The organism is Nocardia abscessus NBRC 100374 (assembly GCF_000308455.1).
GTDB lineage: Bacteria > Actinomycetota > Actinomycetes > Mycobacteriales > Mycobacteriaceae > Nocardia > Nocardia abscessus.
Window position 1 is genome coordinate 21049 of record NZ_BAFP01000037.1, and the last position, 15395, is coordinate 36443.

The following is a 15395-nucleotide window of genomic DNA, read 5'->3' on the forward strand; positions in this document are numbered from 1 at the left end:
ACAGAGCTGTCCGGTCGCCGAGACCGGACGGTCTACCGGCTGATGCTGCCCTCCAGGTCGACGCCCGCGCCGCGCATGCGGTCCAGCGCGGCGCGCGTGGTGTCGGGAGCGACGCCCGCGGTGAGATCGAGCAGGACGCGGGTGTCGAAACCCTCGATGCGCGCGTCCAGGGCGGTCGCGCGTACGCAGTGGTCGGTCGCGATGCCGACCACGTCGACGGCCTCGACACCGCGGTCGTGCAGCCAATCGGCCAGCCCCGTGCCGTCCTCGGTGGTGCCCTCGAACCCGGAATAGGCCGCGGAGTAGGCGCCCTTGGAGAAGACTTGCTGGATCGGCCCGGTGGTCAGGGCGGGGTGGAACTGGGCGCCGGGCGTGCCGACTCGGCAGTGCGGCGGCCAGCTGTCGATGTAGTCGGGCTCGTCGGAGAAGTGGGCGCCGGGATCGATGTGGTAGTCGCGGGTCGCGACGACCGCGCGGTATTTCGCCGCCGCGAGGTGCTCGCTGATCCGGGCCGCCACCGCGGCGCCTCCGCTGACCGCGAGCGACCCGCCCTCGCAGAAATCGTTCTGGACGTCGACGATGATCAGTGCCCGGGTCATGGCGACCTCCCGCGGTATGGCCGAATGTCTGCTCCAGATTCTGCCGCTCGATCGGACGCTCGGTTCACCCGACTCGCGGGGAATTCGGTCCCGATGTAAACGCGGCCGCCGCCCACGGTGATTACCGAGTGCACCCTGTTTCCAGTCCCGGTTCGCCGCCTTCCCCATGGAGACCACCCATGACACCTGCCAACCTGTTCCGCAGCGTGACGATCGGTACCACGGTGTTCCTGGCGGTTTTCTTCTTGGGCTCCCGGCCCGCCGAACCGGCGGCATGGGTGTGGTTCGCGATCACCGGGGTGGTGTTCGCAGGGCTCTTCGCCGTCGGACTGCGGCTGGTGTGCCGCGTCGACGAACGCAGGCGCTGACCTCAGACGAAGGTGGTCACCACGGCGGGCTCGCCCGCCGAGAGCTTGAGGCCTTCCCAGGGCAGGCTGATCAGTCCCCGCGCCACCAAGTCGCGGCTCTCGGCGAGGGTGGGCAGATCCTCGACCGGCTCACCGCCGCGGAGCAGCGGCACGAGCGGGTCCCTGGTCTGGAAGCCGTTGCTCGGCGGCACCGGCCCGGCCGCGGGGTAGACGATCTCCTCGACGATCGTGCCGGTGTCGCGGGCCAGGCGGATCACCTTCTTCGTGCCACCGCGGGACTGCTTGTGACTGCTGCGTTTGGCGACCGGCACCCCTTCGACCTCGACCAGCTTGTAGACCATCCCCGCTGTCGGTGCGCCCGAGCCGGTGACCAGCGCCGTGCCGACGCCGTAGACGTCGACCGGTTCGGCGCGCAGCGCGGCGATCGCGTACTCGTCGAGATCACCGGAGACCACGATGCGGGTCTTGGTGGAGCCGAGCGCGTCGAGCTGGTCGCGCACCTGCCGGGCCAGCACGCCCAGATCGCCGGAATCGATCCGCACCCCGCCCAACTGCGTGCCCGCCACCTCGATGGCGGTCGCCACGCCCTTGGTGATGTCGAAGGTGTCCACCAGCAGTGTCGTCCCGACGCCGAGGGTCTTGACCTGGCTGCGGAAGGCTTCGGCCTCGTGCGCCCCATCGGCGCCGCTGTGCAGCAGGACGAACGCGTGCGCGCTGGTGCCCGCGCCCGGAATCCCGTAGCGACGCACGGCCTCCAGGTTGGAGGTGGCGTCGAAACCGGCCAGGTAGGCGGCGCGTGCGCAATCCGGGGCCGCCATCTCGTGGCTGCGCCGTGAGCCCATCTCGATCATCCGGCGACCGCTCGCGGCGCTGACCATACGGGCCGCCGCGGCCGCGATCGCGCTGTCGTGGTTGAGGATCGACAGGATCAGCGTCTCCAGCACGACGCACTCCGCGAAACTGCCGCGCACCGAGAGGACCGGGGAGCCGGGAAAGTACAGCTCTCCTTCGGCGTAGCCGTCGATATCGCCGGTGAACCGGTAGTCGCGCAGCCAGTCGAGCGTCCGCCGATCCGAGAACGAGGCCGCGACGGACAGTTCGGCCTCCTCGAACCGGAACTGACGCAGCGCGTCGAGCATCCTGCCGGTACCACCGACGACGCCATAGCGCCGGCCATTTGGCAAACGCCTAGCAAACACCTCGAAGGTGCACTGGCGATGCGCCGAACCGTCGGCGAGCGCTGCCGCGAGCATGGTCAGTTCGTACTGGTCGGTCAGCAGCGCCGTGCTGATGACGCCGTCGCGCAGGTCCACGCTGTCACTGTAGACAGAACGGTCGGCTCATGGGGTCCGGCATCGGTCCGGTGAACCGCCGAAACGCGAATCGGGGCTGCGTGGGTGTTGTTTATCCGGAGTCGAGTCGTACCCTTGACCGTATGGCCTTGTGCAACACAGTCCGGGGTGACGTCGTTGTGGACGCCGCGAACGCGACATTGTCGGCGGCACAGGCGACACCCGAAGCGGTCGAGTACACCGAGATACTGGAGGCGGAGGACCGCCCCTGGGTGACCGTCGTCTGGGACGATCCGGTCAATCTCATGCACTACGTCACCTACATCTTCCAGAAGCTGTTCGGCTACAGCAAAGCGAAGGCGACCGAACTGATGCTGAAGGTCCACAACGAAGGCAAGGCAGTGGTCTCGTCCGGTTCCCGGGACAAAATGGAGCACGATGTCCAGCGGCTGCACGCCGCGGGACTCTGGGCCACCATGCAGCGGGACGACTGACCCGGACGACTACCCTGACGCCGTGCGCAAGTGGAGCAGGAAGAACTCGCTGAGCGGTCTCAAACTGCGATCCGAAATGGACGCACGTGAGGCCGATGTGCTTCGGTCACTGGTCGGTGCGGTCTCCGGGCTGCTGAACGAGCGCGCCGGGTCCGCCCCCGACGACGACTTGGCCGCTCTCACCGGACTGCGATCCGGCAACACCGTCCCGCCGGAGGACCCGCGGCTGCGCAGACTCCTGCCGGACTTCCACCGCAACGAGCCCGGCTCGCCCGACGCCGAACGCGCCGACCTCAACAGCGCGCTGCGCGGCCTGCACGAACCCGACATCATCGACGCCAAGCTGGCGGCGGGTTCGGTGGTGCTGGACACCGTGCCGAGCGCGGGCGGCAAGATCGTCCTCACCCCCGAGCAGGCCGACGCGTGGTTGACCGCGCTCACCGACGTGCGGCTGGCGCTCGGCACGGTACTGAACATCGACGCCGACACGCCCGACCATCTCGACCCCGAGGATCCGCGCGCCCCGCACCTGGACGTGTACCACTGGCTGACCTGGATGCAGGACTCGCTGCTCCAGGCGTTGGCTCCCTGACCTGCCGCGGTGCGAAGATCGGCGCGAAGTGATCAGCAGATTCGGGCCGTGAGGAGCAGAGATGGCGAATGCCGCGCCGGGACAACGTAATTCGATCACCGACGTGACCGGAGTGCTGGTCGGGCACCACCACGTCCTCGATCCGAGCGCCACACTCGGGACCGGGGCGGCGACCGGATGCACGGTCGTGCGCGTACCCGGCGGCGCGGTGGCGGCGGTCGACGTGCGCGGAGGCGGACCGGGAACGCGCGAAACAGACCTGCTCGACCCGATGAACACCGTCCGCCAAGTCGACGCGATCCTGCTCACCGGCGGCAGCGCCTTCGGCCTCGCCGCGGCCGACGGCGTGATGCGCTGGCTGGAGGAGAACGGCGCGGGCATCGTGATGGACCCGTCGGAGGCGAGCCGGGTGGTGCCCATCGTCCCCGGCGCGGTGATCTTCGATCTGCCGGTCGGCGCGTGGGACATCCGGCCGACCGCCGAATTCGGCTATCGCGCGGCCGAGGTGGCCGGGGTCGATTTCGCTCGCGGCTCGGTCGGCGCGGGCGTCGGCGCACGCGCCGGATCGATCAAGGGTGGGATCGGCACGGCCAGCATCGTGCTCGGCGAAGGCGCCGCCGCCGGAATCACCGTCGCCGCGCTGATCGTGGCGAATCCGGTCGGCTCGGTGTTCGATCCACGCACCGGGCTGCCCTGGGGTTGCGGCACCGACGGACCCGACTACTTCGGTCTGCGCACGCCGACCGCGGAGCAGTTGACGGCGGCCAATGCGCTGCCGGTGAAGGGCACCGTGCTCAACACGACGATCGGCATCGTCGCCACCGACGCGCCGCTCGATCCCGCGGGTTGCAAGCGGGTCGCGGTCACCGCGCACGACGGATTGGCCAGGGCGATCCGCCCCGCGCATTCGCCACTGGACGGGGACACGCTCTTCGCGCTGGCCACCGGCACGGCCGAGGAGGACACGGACATTCCGCTGCCACCCGCCTTTCCGGCCGATCTGCTCGTCCTGGACGAGATCTGCACGGCAGCCGCCGTCTGCGTCGAGCGCGCCATCGTCGACGCGATCCGCTCGGCGGAGACGGTGGCGGGCATCCCGGCCTACCGCGGTCTATTCGGAGGCTGAACGGGCGATACCCGCAACCGGGGCACCGTAGGCGTCGGTATCGAGTGCGCGGTCGGATGTGCGCTGGTGGGGCCGAACCGGGGACCGGGCGACGTCGCCGAGGGAATACCCGAATATTCTGGCTCGTTGTCGACTGCGATGGGTCGGCGTGGTGGAAAGGGTGCGACTCGTGCTGGTGATCAGGGCCGACCTCGTGGAGGCGATGGTGGCGCACGCGCGCGCCGATCACCCGGACGAGGCCTGCGGTGTCATCGCGGGACCGGAGGGCTCGGACCGTCCGGAGCGCTTCATCGCCATGGTCAACGCCGAGCGTTCGCCCACGTTCTACCGCTTCGACTCCGGTGAGCAGTTGAAGGTGTGGCGCGCGATGGACGACGCCGACGAGACGCCGGTGGTGATCTACCACTCGCACACCGCCACCGAGGCCTACCCCAGCCGGACCGACGTGTCATACGCCTCCGAGCCGTTCGCGCACTACGTGCTGATCTCCACCCGTGACCCCGAGCAGCACGAGCTGCGCAGCTACCGGATCGTCGACGGCGAGGTCACCGAGGAGCCGGTGCGGATCGTCGACGCGTACGAGAACTAGACCCGATGCCCGTTCGCGAAACCGAGGAGTACTCATGCCGGTAACCGTGTCCATCCCGACCATCATGCGGGGCCTCACCGGAGGTGAGAAGCGCGTGCAGGCCGAGGGCGCCACGCTGTCCGCGCTGATCGATGATCTCGACGCCAATCACCCCGGGCTCGCCGAGCGCCTGCTGAAGGACGGCAAGCTGAACCGCTACGTCAACATCTACGTGGATGACGAGGACGTGCGCTTCGCGGGCGGGCTCGAGGCCGAGGTGCCTCAGGACGCCAGCGTCACGATCCTGCCCGCCGTGGCCGGAGGCTGACCCGTCTCGTGGCGCGTTACGAATCGCTGATCGCGACCCTCGGCAACACCCCGCTGGTCGGCCTGCGCACCCTGTCTCCCCAGTGGGACGGTGACCACCACGTGCGGCTGTGGGCCAAGCTGGAAGATCGCAACCCCACCGGTTCGATCAAGGATCGGCCCGCCCTGCGGATGATCGAGCAGGCCGAGGCCGACGGGCTGCTGCGACCCGGGTGCACGATTCTGGAGCCCACCAGCGGGAACACCGGCATTTCGCTGGCCATGGCCGCGAAGCTCAAGGGATACCGGCTGATCTGTGTGATGCCGGAGAACACCTCGGTGGAGCGGCGGCAGCTGCTCACCATGTTCGGCGCGCGGATCATCGATTCCCCCGCGGCGGGCGGCTCCAACCAGGCCGTCGCGCTGGCCAAGCAGATCGCCGCGGAGAACCCGGACTGGGTGATGCTCTACCAGTACGGCAATCCGGCGAACGCGTCGGCGCACTACGAGACCACCGGCCCGGAGATCCTCGCCGACCTGCCCGAGATCACGCATTTCGTCGCGGGCCTCGGCACCACGGGCACGCTGATGGGGACCGGCCGTTTCCTGCGGGAGAAGGTGCCCGGCATCGAGATCGTCGCGGCCGAGCCGCGTTACGGCGAACTGGTCTACGGCCTGCGCAACATCGATGAGGGATTCATCCCGGAGTTGTACGACGAGAGCGTGCTGACCACCCGTTTCTCGGTCGGCCCGTACGACGCGGTGAAACGCACCCGCGAACTGGTGCTCGAAGAAGGCATCTTCGCCGGCATCTCCACCGGCGCCATCCTGCACGCCGCGCTCGGGGTCGCCCGCAAGGCGGTGAAGGCGGGCACGCGCGCCGACATCGCGTTCGTGGTCGCCGACGGCGGGTGGAAGTACCTGTCCACCGGGGCGTATGACGGCACGCTCGAAGAGGCGGAAGAGCGGCTCGACGGCCAGCTCTGGGCTTGATTTCCCCGCCGCGCCGGTACCCTCGGTGAGGCGGGGCCACGACCCCGCCACGGCGAGGAGGTGGCCATGACCGGCGCGGGACTCGGGCCGTCGTTCGATCCTGATCGGATCGCGGCGATGCGTGCGCAGCTGGGCAAGCCCGTCGGCGTGCCGGGGCCGCCCACGGCACCGGCGACCGGAGGTTTCGGCGCGATCAAGCAGTTGTGGTTGCGCGCGGGGGTGCTGATCGCCGGTTTCGTCGCGGTGCTCTACGGGATCGAAGGGGTCGATACCTTCGTCGACGGACGGCTCGACGCCGCGGGCATCGAGCCGCGCCGTGCCGACGGGCTGACCGGCATCGTGTTCGCCCCGTTGCTGCACAATGGCTGGCCGCACCTGATCGGCAACACGCTTCCGGTGCTGGTGCTGGGCTTTCTCGTGCTGCTGGCGGGCATCGGGCGCGGGCTGGCCGCGACCGCGATCATCTGGCTCGTGGCCGGGCTCGGCACCTGGCTCACCGGAGCGACGGGCAGCCTGCATCTCGGCGCGTCCTCGCTGGTATTCGGCTGGCTGACCTTCCTCATCTCGCGTGGCTGGTTCGCCCGGAACATCGGGCAGATCGCGCTCGGCCTCGTCGTGCTGGCGCTCTACGGGTCGCTGCTGTGGGGCGTGCTGCCGGGCGAGCCCGGAATCTCTTGGCAGGGGCACCTATTCGGCGCGTTGAGTGGATTGCTGGCCGGCTGGGTACTCTCTGGAGATGCACGACGAAACCGCCGCGGGGATCGAGCCGGAATCGGCGCGGCGCCGCGGTGAGCACGCGGCCCGCCGGAGAATGTGGGGGACCCTTTCTTGAGTGAGAATTCCGCGTGGCAGCATGGGGGGATGCGCCTTACCGTCCTCGGGTGCTCGGGCAGTGTGTCCGGCCCGGACTCTCCTGCGTCGGGTTACCTGCTGACCGGCCCGGACATGCGGCCGACGGTCATCGATTTCGGTCCCGGAGTGCTCGGCGCGTTGCAGCGCCACGCCGATCCCGGTGAGGTCGACATCTTCCTGACCCATCTGCACGCCGACCACTGCCTCGATCTGCCCGGTTTGCTGGTGTGGCGCCGCTACCACCCGACCCCGCCGGAGGGAAAGGCGATCGTGCGCGGCCCCTCGGACACCTCGCTGCGCATCGGCAACGCCTCCGCCGAGATCGGCGGCGAATGCGACGACTGGTCCGACGTGATCGATATGCAGCCCTGGGTCGAAGGTGAGCCCATCTCGTTCGGGCCGGGCCACACGGTGACGGCGCGCCGCATGTACCACCCGCCGGAGTCCTACGGTCTGCGGATCGTCACCGCGGCCGGACGCACCTTCGTCTACACCGGCGACACCGCACTCTGCCCCCAGGTCCACGAACTCGCGCAGGGCGCCGACGTCCTGATGGCGGAGGCGTCCTGGACCCACGACCCAGCGAATCGGCCGCCCGGCATACATCTTTCGGGCACCGAGGCGGGCCAGATCGCCGCCGAGGCCGGCGTGAAGGAATTGCTGCTCACCCACATCCCCCCGTGGACTTCCCGCGAGGACGTGATCGCCGAGGCGAAAGCACAGTTCGCCGGCCCCGTACACGCCGTGGCCCCCGGCGAGACCTTCGACCTCTGACCGAATCGGCCTCGGATCACCGGCGCGAGATGAAGGGTGCACTCCGAACGCGCCAACCGCACCATCCCCGGCCTGGCACCGGCCCTCGCCGCATCGAGGCCGCCGGAGGCTGCCGTACCTTCCGCGCACACGGCCGTCACCAGCAGCGGGCACCATCGCCAGAATGCTGAACCTGAACCCCGATCGCTCTCAGGAACTGGCGACCCTCTGATCCTCGGCAAGCGCTCAGGAGCAAGCCTCATCACTCGACGCAACCAGCACCGGCCCAACCACAGGTTTCGAGCGAAGCGAGACCGAGCATGCGCCGTTCGCGGCCCGGCTCGCGTCCGAGCGGCCGCCGCGTCCGCGACGAAGTCGCCAGCGGCGGTCGCTCGGACGCGAGCCACAAAGGGGCCGCGAACACGCCGCGACGAAGTCGCGGCAAATCGAACACAGTAGGCTGTGGCCGTGTCGAGACGAGCCGATGGCAGGGCGGACGATGAGCTCCGCGAGGTCCGGATCACCCGTGGATTCACCACGCATCCAGCCGGTTCGGTGCTGGTGGAGTTCGGTCAGACGCGGGTGATGTGCACCGCGAGCGTCACCGAGGGGGTGCCACCGTGGCGGCGTGACTCCGGATTGGGCTGGCTCACCGCCGAATACGCGATGTTGCCCGCCGCGACGCACACCCGCAGCGGGCGGGAGTCGGTGAAGGGCCGGGTGGGCGGACGGACCCAGGAGATCAGCCGCTTGGTCGGCCGTTCGCTGCGCGCCTGCATCGACCTGGCCGCGATCGGCGAGAACACCATCGCGATCGACTGCGATGTGTTGCAGGCCGACGGTGGTACCAGGACGGCCGCCATCACCGGCGCCTACGTGGCGCTGGCGGATGCGGTGACCTACCTCGGTGCGGCCGGTGCGCTGGCCGACCCCCAGCCGATCTCGTGCGCGATCGCCGCGGTGAGCGTCGGCGTGGTCGACGGCCGGGTGCGCTTGGATCTGCCGTACGAGGAGGATTCGCGCGCCGAGGTCGACATGAACGTGGTCGCGACCGACACCGGAACGCTGGTGGAGATCCAGGGCACCGGCGAGGGCGCCACGTTCCCGCGCTCCACGCTGGACAAGCTGCTCGACGCGGCGCTCGCGGGCTGTGAGCAACTGTTCGTCGTGCAGAAAGAGGCGCTGGCGCTGCCGTATCCCGGCGGGCTTCCGGAGCAGTCCGAAACGAAGAAGAAGTGATGACCCGCCGTCTACTGGTTGCCAGCCGCAACGCCAAGAAACTGAACGAGCTGCGCCGCATTCTCGACGAGGCGGGTATCGCCGGAATCGAGATCGTCGGGTTGAACGACGTTCCCCCGTACGACGAGGCGCCCGAGACCGGCGCGACGTTCGAGGAGAACGCGCTGGCCAAGGCCCGCGACGGCGCCGCGGCCACGGGATTGGCCTGTGTCGCCGATGATTCCGGCCTCGAGGTGGACGCGTTGAACGGGATGCCCGGCGTGCTGTCGGCGCGCTGGTCCGGCAAGCACGGCGACGACGCGGCCAACAACACGCTGCTGCTGGCGCAGCTGTCCGATGTGCCGGACGAGCGCCGTGGCGGGCGGTTCGTGTCGACCTGCGCGCTCGTGGTGCCAGGGGGCGTGGAGACCGTGGTGCGCGGCGAATGGCCCGGCACGATCGGGCGCAAGCCGGTCGGCGACGGCGGTTTCGGCTACGACCCGCTGTTCACTCCGGAGGGCGGCGAGGTCACCGCGGCCCAGTTGACGCCCGCCGAGAAGGACGCGGTATCGCATCGCGGACGGGCGTTGGCCCAGTTGACGCCTGCGCTGGCGGCACTCACCGAAGGCTGACGCGGGCGGCGATCCGCCGGGTCAGACGCCGAAGTTCTGCTTGATCTGCTTGGCGTTGACGTGCTCGACGAAGAACGACAGCAGCGGGATGGTGCCCGCGAGCAGGGTGCCGACGGTGCGCAGGACCGGCCAGCGGACCTTGACCGCGAGGTCGGCGGTGAACAGCAGGTAGACGAAGTACACCCACCCGTGCACCACGGCGATCCAGCTGGGGGTGTGCACGTCGAAGCCGTACTTGGCGATCATCTCGCCGGTGAGCAGCAGCAGCCAGAGACCGGTGATCCAGGCCAGCGCCCGGTAGCGCAGCAGTGCCGGACCGATTTTGGCGGCGTTGCCCGCCTGGGCCGGGGCGGTGGTGGTCTCGGTGGAATTCTCGCTGGTGGTCAACCGGCGCTCCTCTCGCGGGTGTGCAGGCCTGCCGAGCGGACCTGCTCATCGATGTCGTCGGCGTGCAGCGCGGCGAGGTACCGGTTGTACTCGGCGAGCACGGGGTCTTCGGCCCGGACGGCCTTCGGGCGTTCGGGCAGCAGGCCCGGCGGGAGCTCCGTGGGGGCGGCCGGTTTCGCGGCGCGCCCGGCCGGGGCGGAAGTGCGCCGCGTGGCGTCGGCGGAGTGGTCCTCTTCGGCGGCCGCACGCTCGAGCCGGACGAACCGGAAGTAGGCGAAGACGGCGAAACCCGCGAACAGGGGCCATTGCAGCGCGTACCCGAGGTTCTGGCCGGTGCCGGTGGCGGAGTCGTACCGTTCCCACTGCCACCAGGCCAGCGCCAGGCACCCCAGCGCGGCGAAGATCACCAGCGCGATGAGGGCCGGGCGATTGTGTGCCGAGCGGCGGGGTGAGGCGGACACGGCTACTACGGTACCCGTTCTACTACGCGGGCCGTAGTACCAGGTACACCGTGCCGGGCACGCTGTGACCACGATCATCGCGGCATTGCTCGGCCCGAGGTAAGAGCTTGTTCGGTGCCGGTGGACCGAGGGGAGTGAGGCGGGCGAATCGACCGTGCGCGACTGCCGGAGCGCCTGTTGCCGTGCCACGTGCTCGACAGACGGGCAGGCCCGCCGGAATCCCGGAACCCCGTTGCCGTTGACCCCAGGGGCGGCTTGTCGGTCGAGGAGTTCAGCGTGCGGACGAGACGCTGACGGCCTGCCCGCGCGAACGCTCGGGCCGCTCACTGGGGGCGACCCGCTGCGATCGAGCGGCCCCTCGGTCGCGTGAGTGAGCGGCCCGTCTCGGACGACGGCAGCCCTGTCGACCGCCGACGAGTTCCTTCGGCTCAGAACGAGTAGGTGACCCCGGTCTTGCGCTCGGACTCGGCCCACAGCCGCTGCCACAGCTCCCTGTTCTGGGAGAGGCGGGTGGACGACGCGGCCTTGACCGGCCCCTGCGTGCCGAAGAGCCAGGTCGGACCCCAGTAGACCTCGGGGTCGGCATCGGGCATGGTCGCGGCGAACAGCGTCGAGTGTGCGGCCTTGGCGGGTGAGTGTCCGATGAGGCGGATGAACGGCTTCGAGATGTAGTCGAGCGGGGTCTCGGTGTGCGCGAAGAGGTCGGTGGCCGAGACACCGGGGTGCACGCCGTAGGAGCGCTTGGCCGAGCCGGACTCCGACAGCCTGCGCTGGAGTTCCCGCGCGAACATCAGATTGCACAGCTTGGCTTGCGCGTACGCGAGATTGCGCTGGTAGCGACGGTTCTCGTAGTCCAGGTCGTCGATCCAGAGCTTCGGGGTCTGCTTGTGCGCGATGCTGGAGAGCGTGACCACCCGGTCGGTGATCCGGTCCAGCAGCAGGCCGGTGAGCGCGAAGTGTCCGAGGTGGTTGACACCCCATTGGGTTTCGAATCCGTCCTTGGTCCGCGAGAAGGGGAGGTTCATCAGGCCCGCGTTGTTGACCAGGACGTCGAATTCGCCGCTGTCGTCGGCGAATCTGCGCACCGAGGCCAGATCGGCCAGATCGAGTTCGGCTACCCGGACATCGCCGTCGATGCCGCCGGCGACCTCTTTCGCCTTGACCGGGTTGCGGCAGGCCATGATCACGGTCGCGCCCTTGGCGGCCAGGACTTTCGTGGCCACGGCGCCCAGACCGCCGTTCGCGCCGGTGATGACAAAGGTGCGTCCCGTCTGGTCCGGGATCTCAGTAGGTTTCCACGCCATGGCTCAACCTTACTTTGGAGTAAGTTACGGGGGAAGGTGTGAACGGTATTCCTTTCATGATCGTCTCAGACGCAAGAGCTCGTGTCGTGGAACACCGCCGCGACACGAGCTTTCGCGCGCGGCGTGCTAGCGGCCGCTGCCGATGGGTTGCTGGAAGACGGCGGCGAGGACGGCGCCCGCCGTCTCGCTCCACACTTGCCAGGTGGCAGGGTCCAAGGTCATCGAGCCGACATCGGTGACCGTCACGCCCTCGGCGACCGGTATGCCCGCGAAGCGGTCCTTCAACCAGAGCATGGCGCGCGGCGCTCCGATCGGGTCGAGCGTCAGGTGCTCGCTGAAGTGGTCGCGGATGTACTCGACCCGCGCGCCCGGGTCCTGGGCGTAGGTCGCGACGAGTGCGTCGACCGGTCCGACGGGGATCAGCCAGTCGGCGTTGGCCTGGTACATCAGCATCGGCATGTCCGGCACGGCCTGGCCCAGCTTCGTCTTGTTCAGCACGTCGACCACCGCGGGTTCGGTGAACGGATTCTTCGCCAGCATCCCGAGGTTGTCCGCGAACGGGAACAGCGCGGCCTGGTAGCTCGCGCAGAGCTGTTCCTTGCCCGCGATAATGAGCTTGCCCAGGCCGTTCGCGTTCTCGTCGAGGAATTTCCGCAGTTCGGGATACTCGCGGGAGACGCCGAGCGCGCCCGCGAAGATCAGCCCCGCGGACAGATTGCCGTTGGCCATCCGCAACGCGGCCGACAGGTCGGCCGGAATGCCGCCCTCGGCGGTGCCGACCACGTGCAGTTCAGGTGCGTAGCTTCGCTTCAGCTCGGCGGCCCAGCCGGTGGCGATGGCGCCGCCGGAGTAGCCCATCATCCCGACCCTGGTCGCGGTCCCGGACAGTTGCATCGGCGCGAAGTTCTCCGCGGCGCGAATGCCGTCGAGGGTGATGCGCCCGGCCAATGGCCCTGCGGCGTAGGCCGAGTCGGGCCCCTGGTGATCGGGGACCACTACGGCCCAGCCCTGGGCGAGTGCCGCCTGCACCTCGAGGAATTGCGCGGCCACCAGGGTGGAACCGGTCAGGGTCGCCGGGATCGAACCCATTTGGAGCTGATACGACGGCATGCAGTAGTTGCCGGTCGAGTCCTCCGCGATCTGGTACGAGAACAGCGGCCGGTCGGCGACGTAGCCGCGGGGCTTGATCACCGTGGCCACGGCGGGGATCGGCTCGCCGCGGGAGTTGGTGGAGCGGTAGGACAGCTGCCAGGCGTCCACGTTCACCGGGAGAAGCGACAGGTTGGCCAGGTTGACCTGGCGTGCGGCGATGATCCGGCCGGGCGCCAGGTCCGTGTAGGTCTCCGGGGCCGGGCGATAGAACGCCGGGTCGAAGCCGGGCGGTAGCGGTGGAACCGGGAAGGGCAGCGCGGGCTGGATCACCGGATCGTTCGGCGCCGGTTCGGCGGACGCCGGCCCGGCCGGAAGGAAGGCCAGCCCCACGGCCACCGCGGCGAGGGCCGCGAACAGCTTCGGTGCGTACTTGCGGGAAATGACCACGCGAGAACCTCTTCGTTCTTCGAGCCACATATGTGAGCCCCATCGGTTTCAGACTAGGCACGAGTATGCGGTGTCATGACCCGGATCACAAGAACGAATCTCGCCGCAGCCTCGGCCGGTGAGATAGTTCGTGGTCGCCGCGATTTCGCTACGGTGAGAGGTGTGACGGCGACAGTGGGCAGGCAATACGGCGGACGTGCCGTCGTGGAGCGCAAAGCCGAGCGGCGTCAGCGGTTCCTCGACGCGGCCACCCGGCTCTTCGCCGAGCGCGGCTACGCGAATTGCTCACTGGCCGACGTGTGCGCCGCGGCGGGCTTGTCCAAGCGGCAGTTCTACGAGGAGTTCCACGCCAGGGAGGACGTGCTGGTCGCGGCCTATGACCGGATCCAGGACGAGGCCGCGGCCGCCGTGCTGGCCCGGCTCGGGGACCTCGACCCCCGATTCGACCTGCCCGCCGCGATGACCGCCGTGGTGACGGCCTACCTCGAATCGATCGGCTCCGATTCCTACCGCGCGAAGGTCGCCTTCATCGAAGTGGTCGGGGTGAGCGACCGGATGGAGCGGCACCGTCGCGACCGCCGTCACGCCTGGGCGGCGGTGCTGGAGTCCCGGGTAGTGCCCGTCGTCGCGCCCGGTTCGCGCGTGCGGGGTGCGCCCGGGTGGGGCGCGAGCGCTCTGATCGGCGCGATCAACGGGCTCGCGCACGAGTGGGTGCTCGCCGACCCGCGCCCGACGGCGGCCGAACTCGTCGATCTGCTCGTCCCGATCGCGATGGCGCTGATCGAGCGGCCTGCGCAGAGCTAGCCGCGCACGGCGTAGTCGCCGATCGCCTGCTCCAGCGTGTCGAACGCGGCGCCGATGTACCGGGTGAGGGCCGTGGCGATGTCGTCGTCGGATTCGCCGTCCAATGTGCGGCGCAGGGTCTCGTCGAACAGCACGCGATGTACGCCGCCGAGCAGTGCGGCTGCCACCCGGGGCGTGATATCGGTGTCGGCGGTGCCCGTTTCCGCGGCGAGCGCGGCGGCCAGTGCCCGTTCCCGCTCGTCGTGGAACTCCCGCAGCCGGGCCACCAATGCGGGGCTGTCGGTGATCATGCGGGCGAACTCGGGTCCGGAGAAGCCGACCACCGGATCGTGCCGGGCCACGGCGGCCAGATAGTCCCGCCGTAGAGCCGCGCTCGCGGACTCGCCGGAGGCGCGCTCGCGCACCACGCGGGCGAGCTGGTCGACGAACACTTCGTGCAGGTCGAGCGCGAGATCTTCCTTGCGGGGGAAATAGTTGGTGACCGTCATCTTGGCGACCTGCGCCGCGGCGGCGACGTCGGCGATGGTCACCTTCTCGAAGCCGTGCTCGAGGAACAGCAAGGTCGCGTGGTGGGAGATGTTGTCCCTGGTCTGTTGCTTTTTTCTGGCACGAAGCCCGAGGTCCGGCGTGGTCATGCCGCCACTCTATCTGAAGTCGACCTAAAAATCGTCTTGACATATTTTTATGTTCGTTCTAAGTTTGTGCTCGTCATCGGAACGAAGGGACGGCCACCATGCACCACGGACTTGTCGAAGCGACCTCGGCTCACATCAGCTCCAGCACCGACCGAAAGGGACCAGTCGTCATGGCCGACAAGACCACCGCGCCCACCGTCGTCGAAACCGCGGTTCGCCTGCTCCTCGCCGAAGGAGACGACGCGACCGGCGCTCCCCGCATCACCGGTGTCGTGCGCACCGCGCCGTCGGCGCGCTCCTATCCGAGCCCGCGGCGCCGCGAACGTAAGGGCGTCCAAACGATCCGGGGCGCCAGCGGTTATCGCGCCAAGCCGCAGCGTCCGCTGCGTATCCCGGGGCGTGGCTGACCGCTCGCCGCCCCAACTCACCGTTCGGCGGCGTGTACCCGCACGCCGCCGAACGGTTCGCTCCA

The 15395-nt window shown here is 69.1% G+C and carries 20 protein-coding genes; 13 read left to right on the plus strand and 7 right to left on the minus strand.

Annotated elements, in window-relative coordinates:
* Positions 1 to 32 precede the first annotated feature (32 nt).
* Entirely contained in the window at positions 33 to 599 is a 567-nt protein-coding gene (locus tag ON19_RS06485; protein ID WP_043688274.1) for an isochorismatase family protein, read from the minus strand.
* A gap of 179 nt (positions 600 to 778) precedes the next feature.
* On the opposite strand from ON19_RS06485, the gene ON19_RS06490 reads away from it, so the two are divergent.
* The gene (locus ON19_RS06490) at positions 779 to 967 is read left to right on the plus strand and encodes a hypothetical protein (protein WP_043688276.1); all 189 of its coding nucleotides are present in this window, start codon (positions 779 to 781) and stop codon (positions 965 to 967) included.
* 2 nt (positions 968 to 969) lie between these two features.
* Here ON19_RS06490 and ON19_RS06495 read toward each other — a convergent pair whose 3' ends face one another.
* Positions 970 to 2280 (minus strand): nicotinate phosphoribosyltransferase, encoded by a 1311-nt coding sequence (locus tag ON19_RS06495; protein ID WP_043688277.1) that lies wholly within the window; start codon positions 2278 to 2280, stop codon positions 970 to 972.
* Positions 2281 to 2402: 122 nt separating this feature from the next.
* Between ON19_RS06495 and clpS the strand changes: the two genes are divergently transcribed.
* The 10 genes from clpS to rdgB all read left to right on the plus strand — a co-directional run bounded on the left by clpS (position 2403) and on the right by rdgB (position 9793).
* A complete protein-coding gene (gene clpS, locus ON19_RS06500; protein ID WP_039796380.1) occupies positions 2403 to 2753 on the plus strand; it encodes an ATP-dependent Clp protease adapter ClpS in 351 nt (116 codons plus the stop codon).
* Between the two features lie 22 nt (positions 2754 to 2775).
* Entirely contained in the window at positions 2776 to 3345 is a 570-nt protein-coding gene (gene aosR / locus ON19_RS06505; RefSeq protein WP_043688279.1) for an oxidative stress transcriptional regulator AosR, read from the plus strand.
* 61 nt (positions 3346 to 3406) lie between these two features.
* The gene (locus ON19_RS06510; protein ID WP_043688280.1) at positions 3407 to 4471 is read left to right on the plus strand and encodes a P1 family peptidase; all 1065 of its coding nucleotides are present in this window, start codon (positions 3407 to 3409) and stop codon (positions 4469 to 4471) included.
* 169 nt (positions 4472 to 4640) lie between these two features.
* Positions 4641 to 5060 carry a M67 family metallopeptidase gene (locus tag ON19_RS06515; RefSeq protein WP_043688435.1) on the plus strand — a complete coding sequence of 140 codons (420 nt, stop codon included), beginning with the start codon at positions 4641 to 4643 and terminating at the stop codon, positions 5058 to 5060.
* A 34-nt stretch (positions 5061 to 5094) separates the two neighbouring features.
* Positions 5095 to 5367 carry a MoaD/ThiS family protein gene (locus ON19_RS06520; RefSeq protein WP_043688282.1) on the plus strand — a complete coding sequence of 91 codons (273 nt, stop codon included), beginning with the start codon at positions 5095 to 5097 and terminating at the stop codon, positions 5365 to 5367.
* 8 nt (positions 5368 to 5375) lie between these two features.
* Positions 5376 to 6338, plus strand: coding sequence for a PLP-dependent cysteine synthase family protein (locus ON19_RS06525; protein WP_043688283.1), 963 nt, complete (start codon positions 5376 to 5378; stop codon positions 6336 to 6338).
* 66 nt (positions 6339 to 6404) lie between these two features.
* A complete protein-coding gene (locus ON19_RS06530; protein WP_083899194.1) occupies positions 6405 to 7130 on the plus strand; it encodes a rhomboid family intramembrane serine protease in 726 nt (241 codons plus the stop codon).
* A 69-nt stretch (positions 7131 to 7199) separates the two neighbouring features.
* On the plus strand, positions 7200 to 7964 hold the full coding sequence (locus ON19_RS06535; RefSeq protein WP_043688284.1) for a cyclic nucleotide-degrading phosphodiesterase: 765 nt from the start codon (positions 7200 to 7202) through the stop codon (positions 7962 to 7964).
* A 447-nt stretch (positions 7965 to 8411) separates the two neighbouring features.
* On the plus strand, positions 8412 to 9182 hold the full coding sequence (gene rph, locus ON19_RS06540) for a ribonuclease PH (RefSeq protein WP_043688437.1): 771 nt from the start codon (positions 8412 to 8414) through the stop codon (positions 9180 to 9182).
* Positions 9182 to 9793, plus strand: a complete 612-nt coding sequence (rdgB, locus tag ON19_RS06545) for an RdgB/HAM1 family non-canonical purine NTP pyrophosphatase (RefSeq protein WP_043688285.1) — start codon at positions 9182 to 9184, stop codon at positions 9791 to 9793. Before rph ends, rdgB begins: the two co-directional genes overlap by 1 nt.
* A gap of 21 nt (positions 9794 to 9814) precedes the next feature.
* Here rdgB and ON19_RS06550 read toward each other — a convergent pair whose 3' ends face one another.
* From ON19_RS06550 to ON19_RS06565, 4 genes are all read right to left on the minus strand, one after another.
* Positions 9815 to 10180 (minus strand): DUF3817 domain-containing protein, encoded by a 366-nt coding sequence (locus ON19_RS06550; protein ID WP_043688286.1) that lies wholly within the window; start codon positions 10178 to 10180, stop codon positions 9815 to 9817.
* Complete coding sequence (locus ON19_RS06555) at positions 10177 to 10641, minus strand: glucitol operon activator (protein WP_043688288.1); 465 nt, start codon at positions 10639 to 10641, stop codon at positions 10177 to 10179. The genes ON19_RS06550 and ON19_RS06555 overlap by 4 nt, the downstream gene beginning before the upstream one ends.
* Before the next feature lie 428 nt (positions 10642 to 11069).
* On the minus strand, positions 11070 to 11945 hold the full coding sequence (locus tag ON19_RS06560; protein WP_043688289.1) for an oxidoreductase: 876 nt from the start codon (positions 11943 to 11945) through the stop codon (positions 11070 to 11072).
* A gap of 126 nt (positions 11946 to 12071) precedes the next feature.
* Positions 12072 to 13514 (minus strand): lipase family protein, encoded by a 1443-nt coding sequence (locus tag ON19_RS06565; RefSeq protein WP_438803619.1) that lies wholly within the window; start codon positions 13512 to 13514, stop codon positions 12072 to 12074.
* A 132-nt stretch (positions 13515 to 13646) separates the two neighbouring features.
* On the opposite strand from ON19_RS06565, the gene ON19_RS06570 reads away from it, so the two are divergent.
* Positions 13647 to 14288 carry a TetR/AcrR family transcriptional regulator gene (locus tag ON19_RS06570; protein WP_043688290.1) on the plus strand — a complete coding sequence of 214 codons (642 nt, stop codon included), beginning with the start codon at positions 13647 to 13649 and terminating at the stop codon, positions 14286 to 14288.
* Here the strand turns inward: ON19_RS06570 and ON19_RS06575 are convergent.
* Positions 14285 to 14923 carry a TetR/AcrR family transcriptional regulator gene (locus ON19_RS06575; protein ID WP_043688292.1) on the minus strand — a complete coding sequence of 213 codons (639 nt, stop codon included), beginning with the start codon at positions 14921 to 14923 and terminating at the stop codon, positions 14285 to 14287. The two genes, ON19_RS06570 and ON19_RS06575, sit on opposite strands and share 4 nt — an antisense overlap.
* A gap of 170 nt (positions 14924 to 15093) precedes the next feature.
* Here ON19_RS06575 and ON19_RS06580 point away from each other — a divergent pair, with 170 nt between their 5' ends.
* Positions 15094 to 15330, plus strand: coding sequence for a hypothetical protein (locus tag ON19_RS06580; RefSeq protein ID WP_043688293.1), 237 nt, complete (start codon positions 15094 to 15096; stop codon positions 15328 to 15330).
* Positions 15331 to 15395 lie beyond the last annotated feature (65 nt).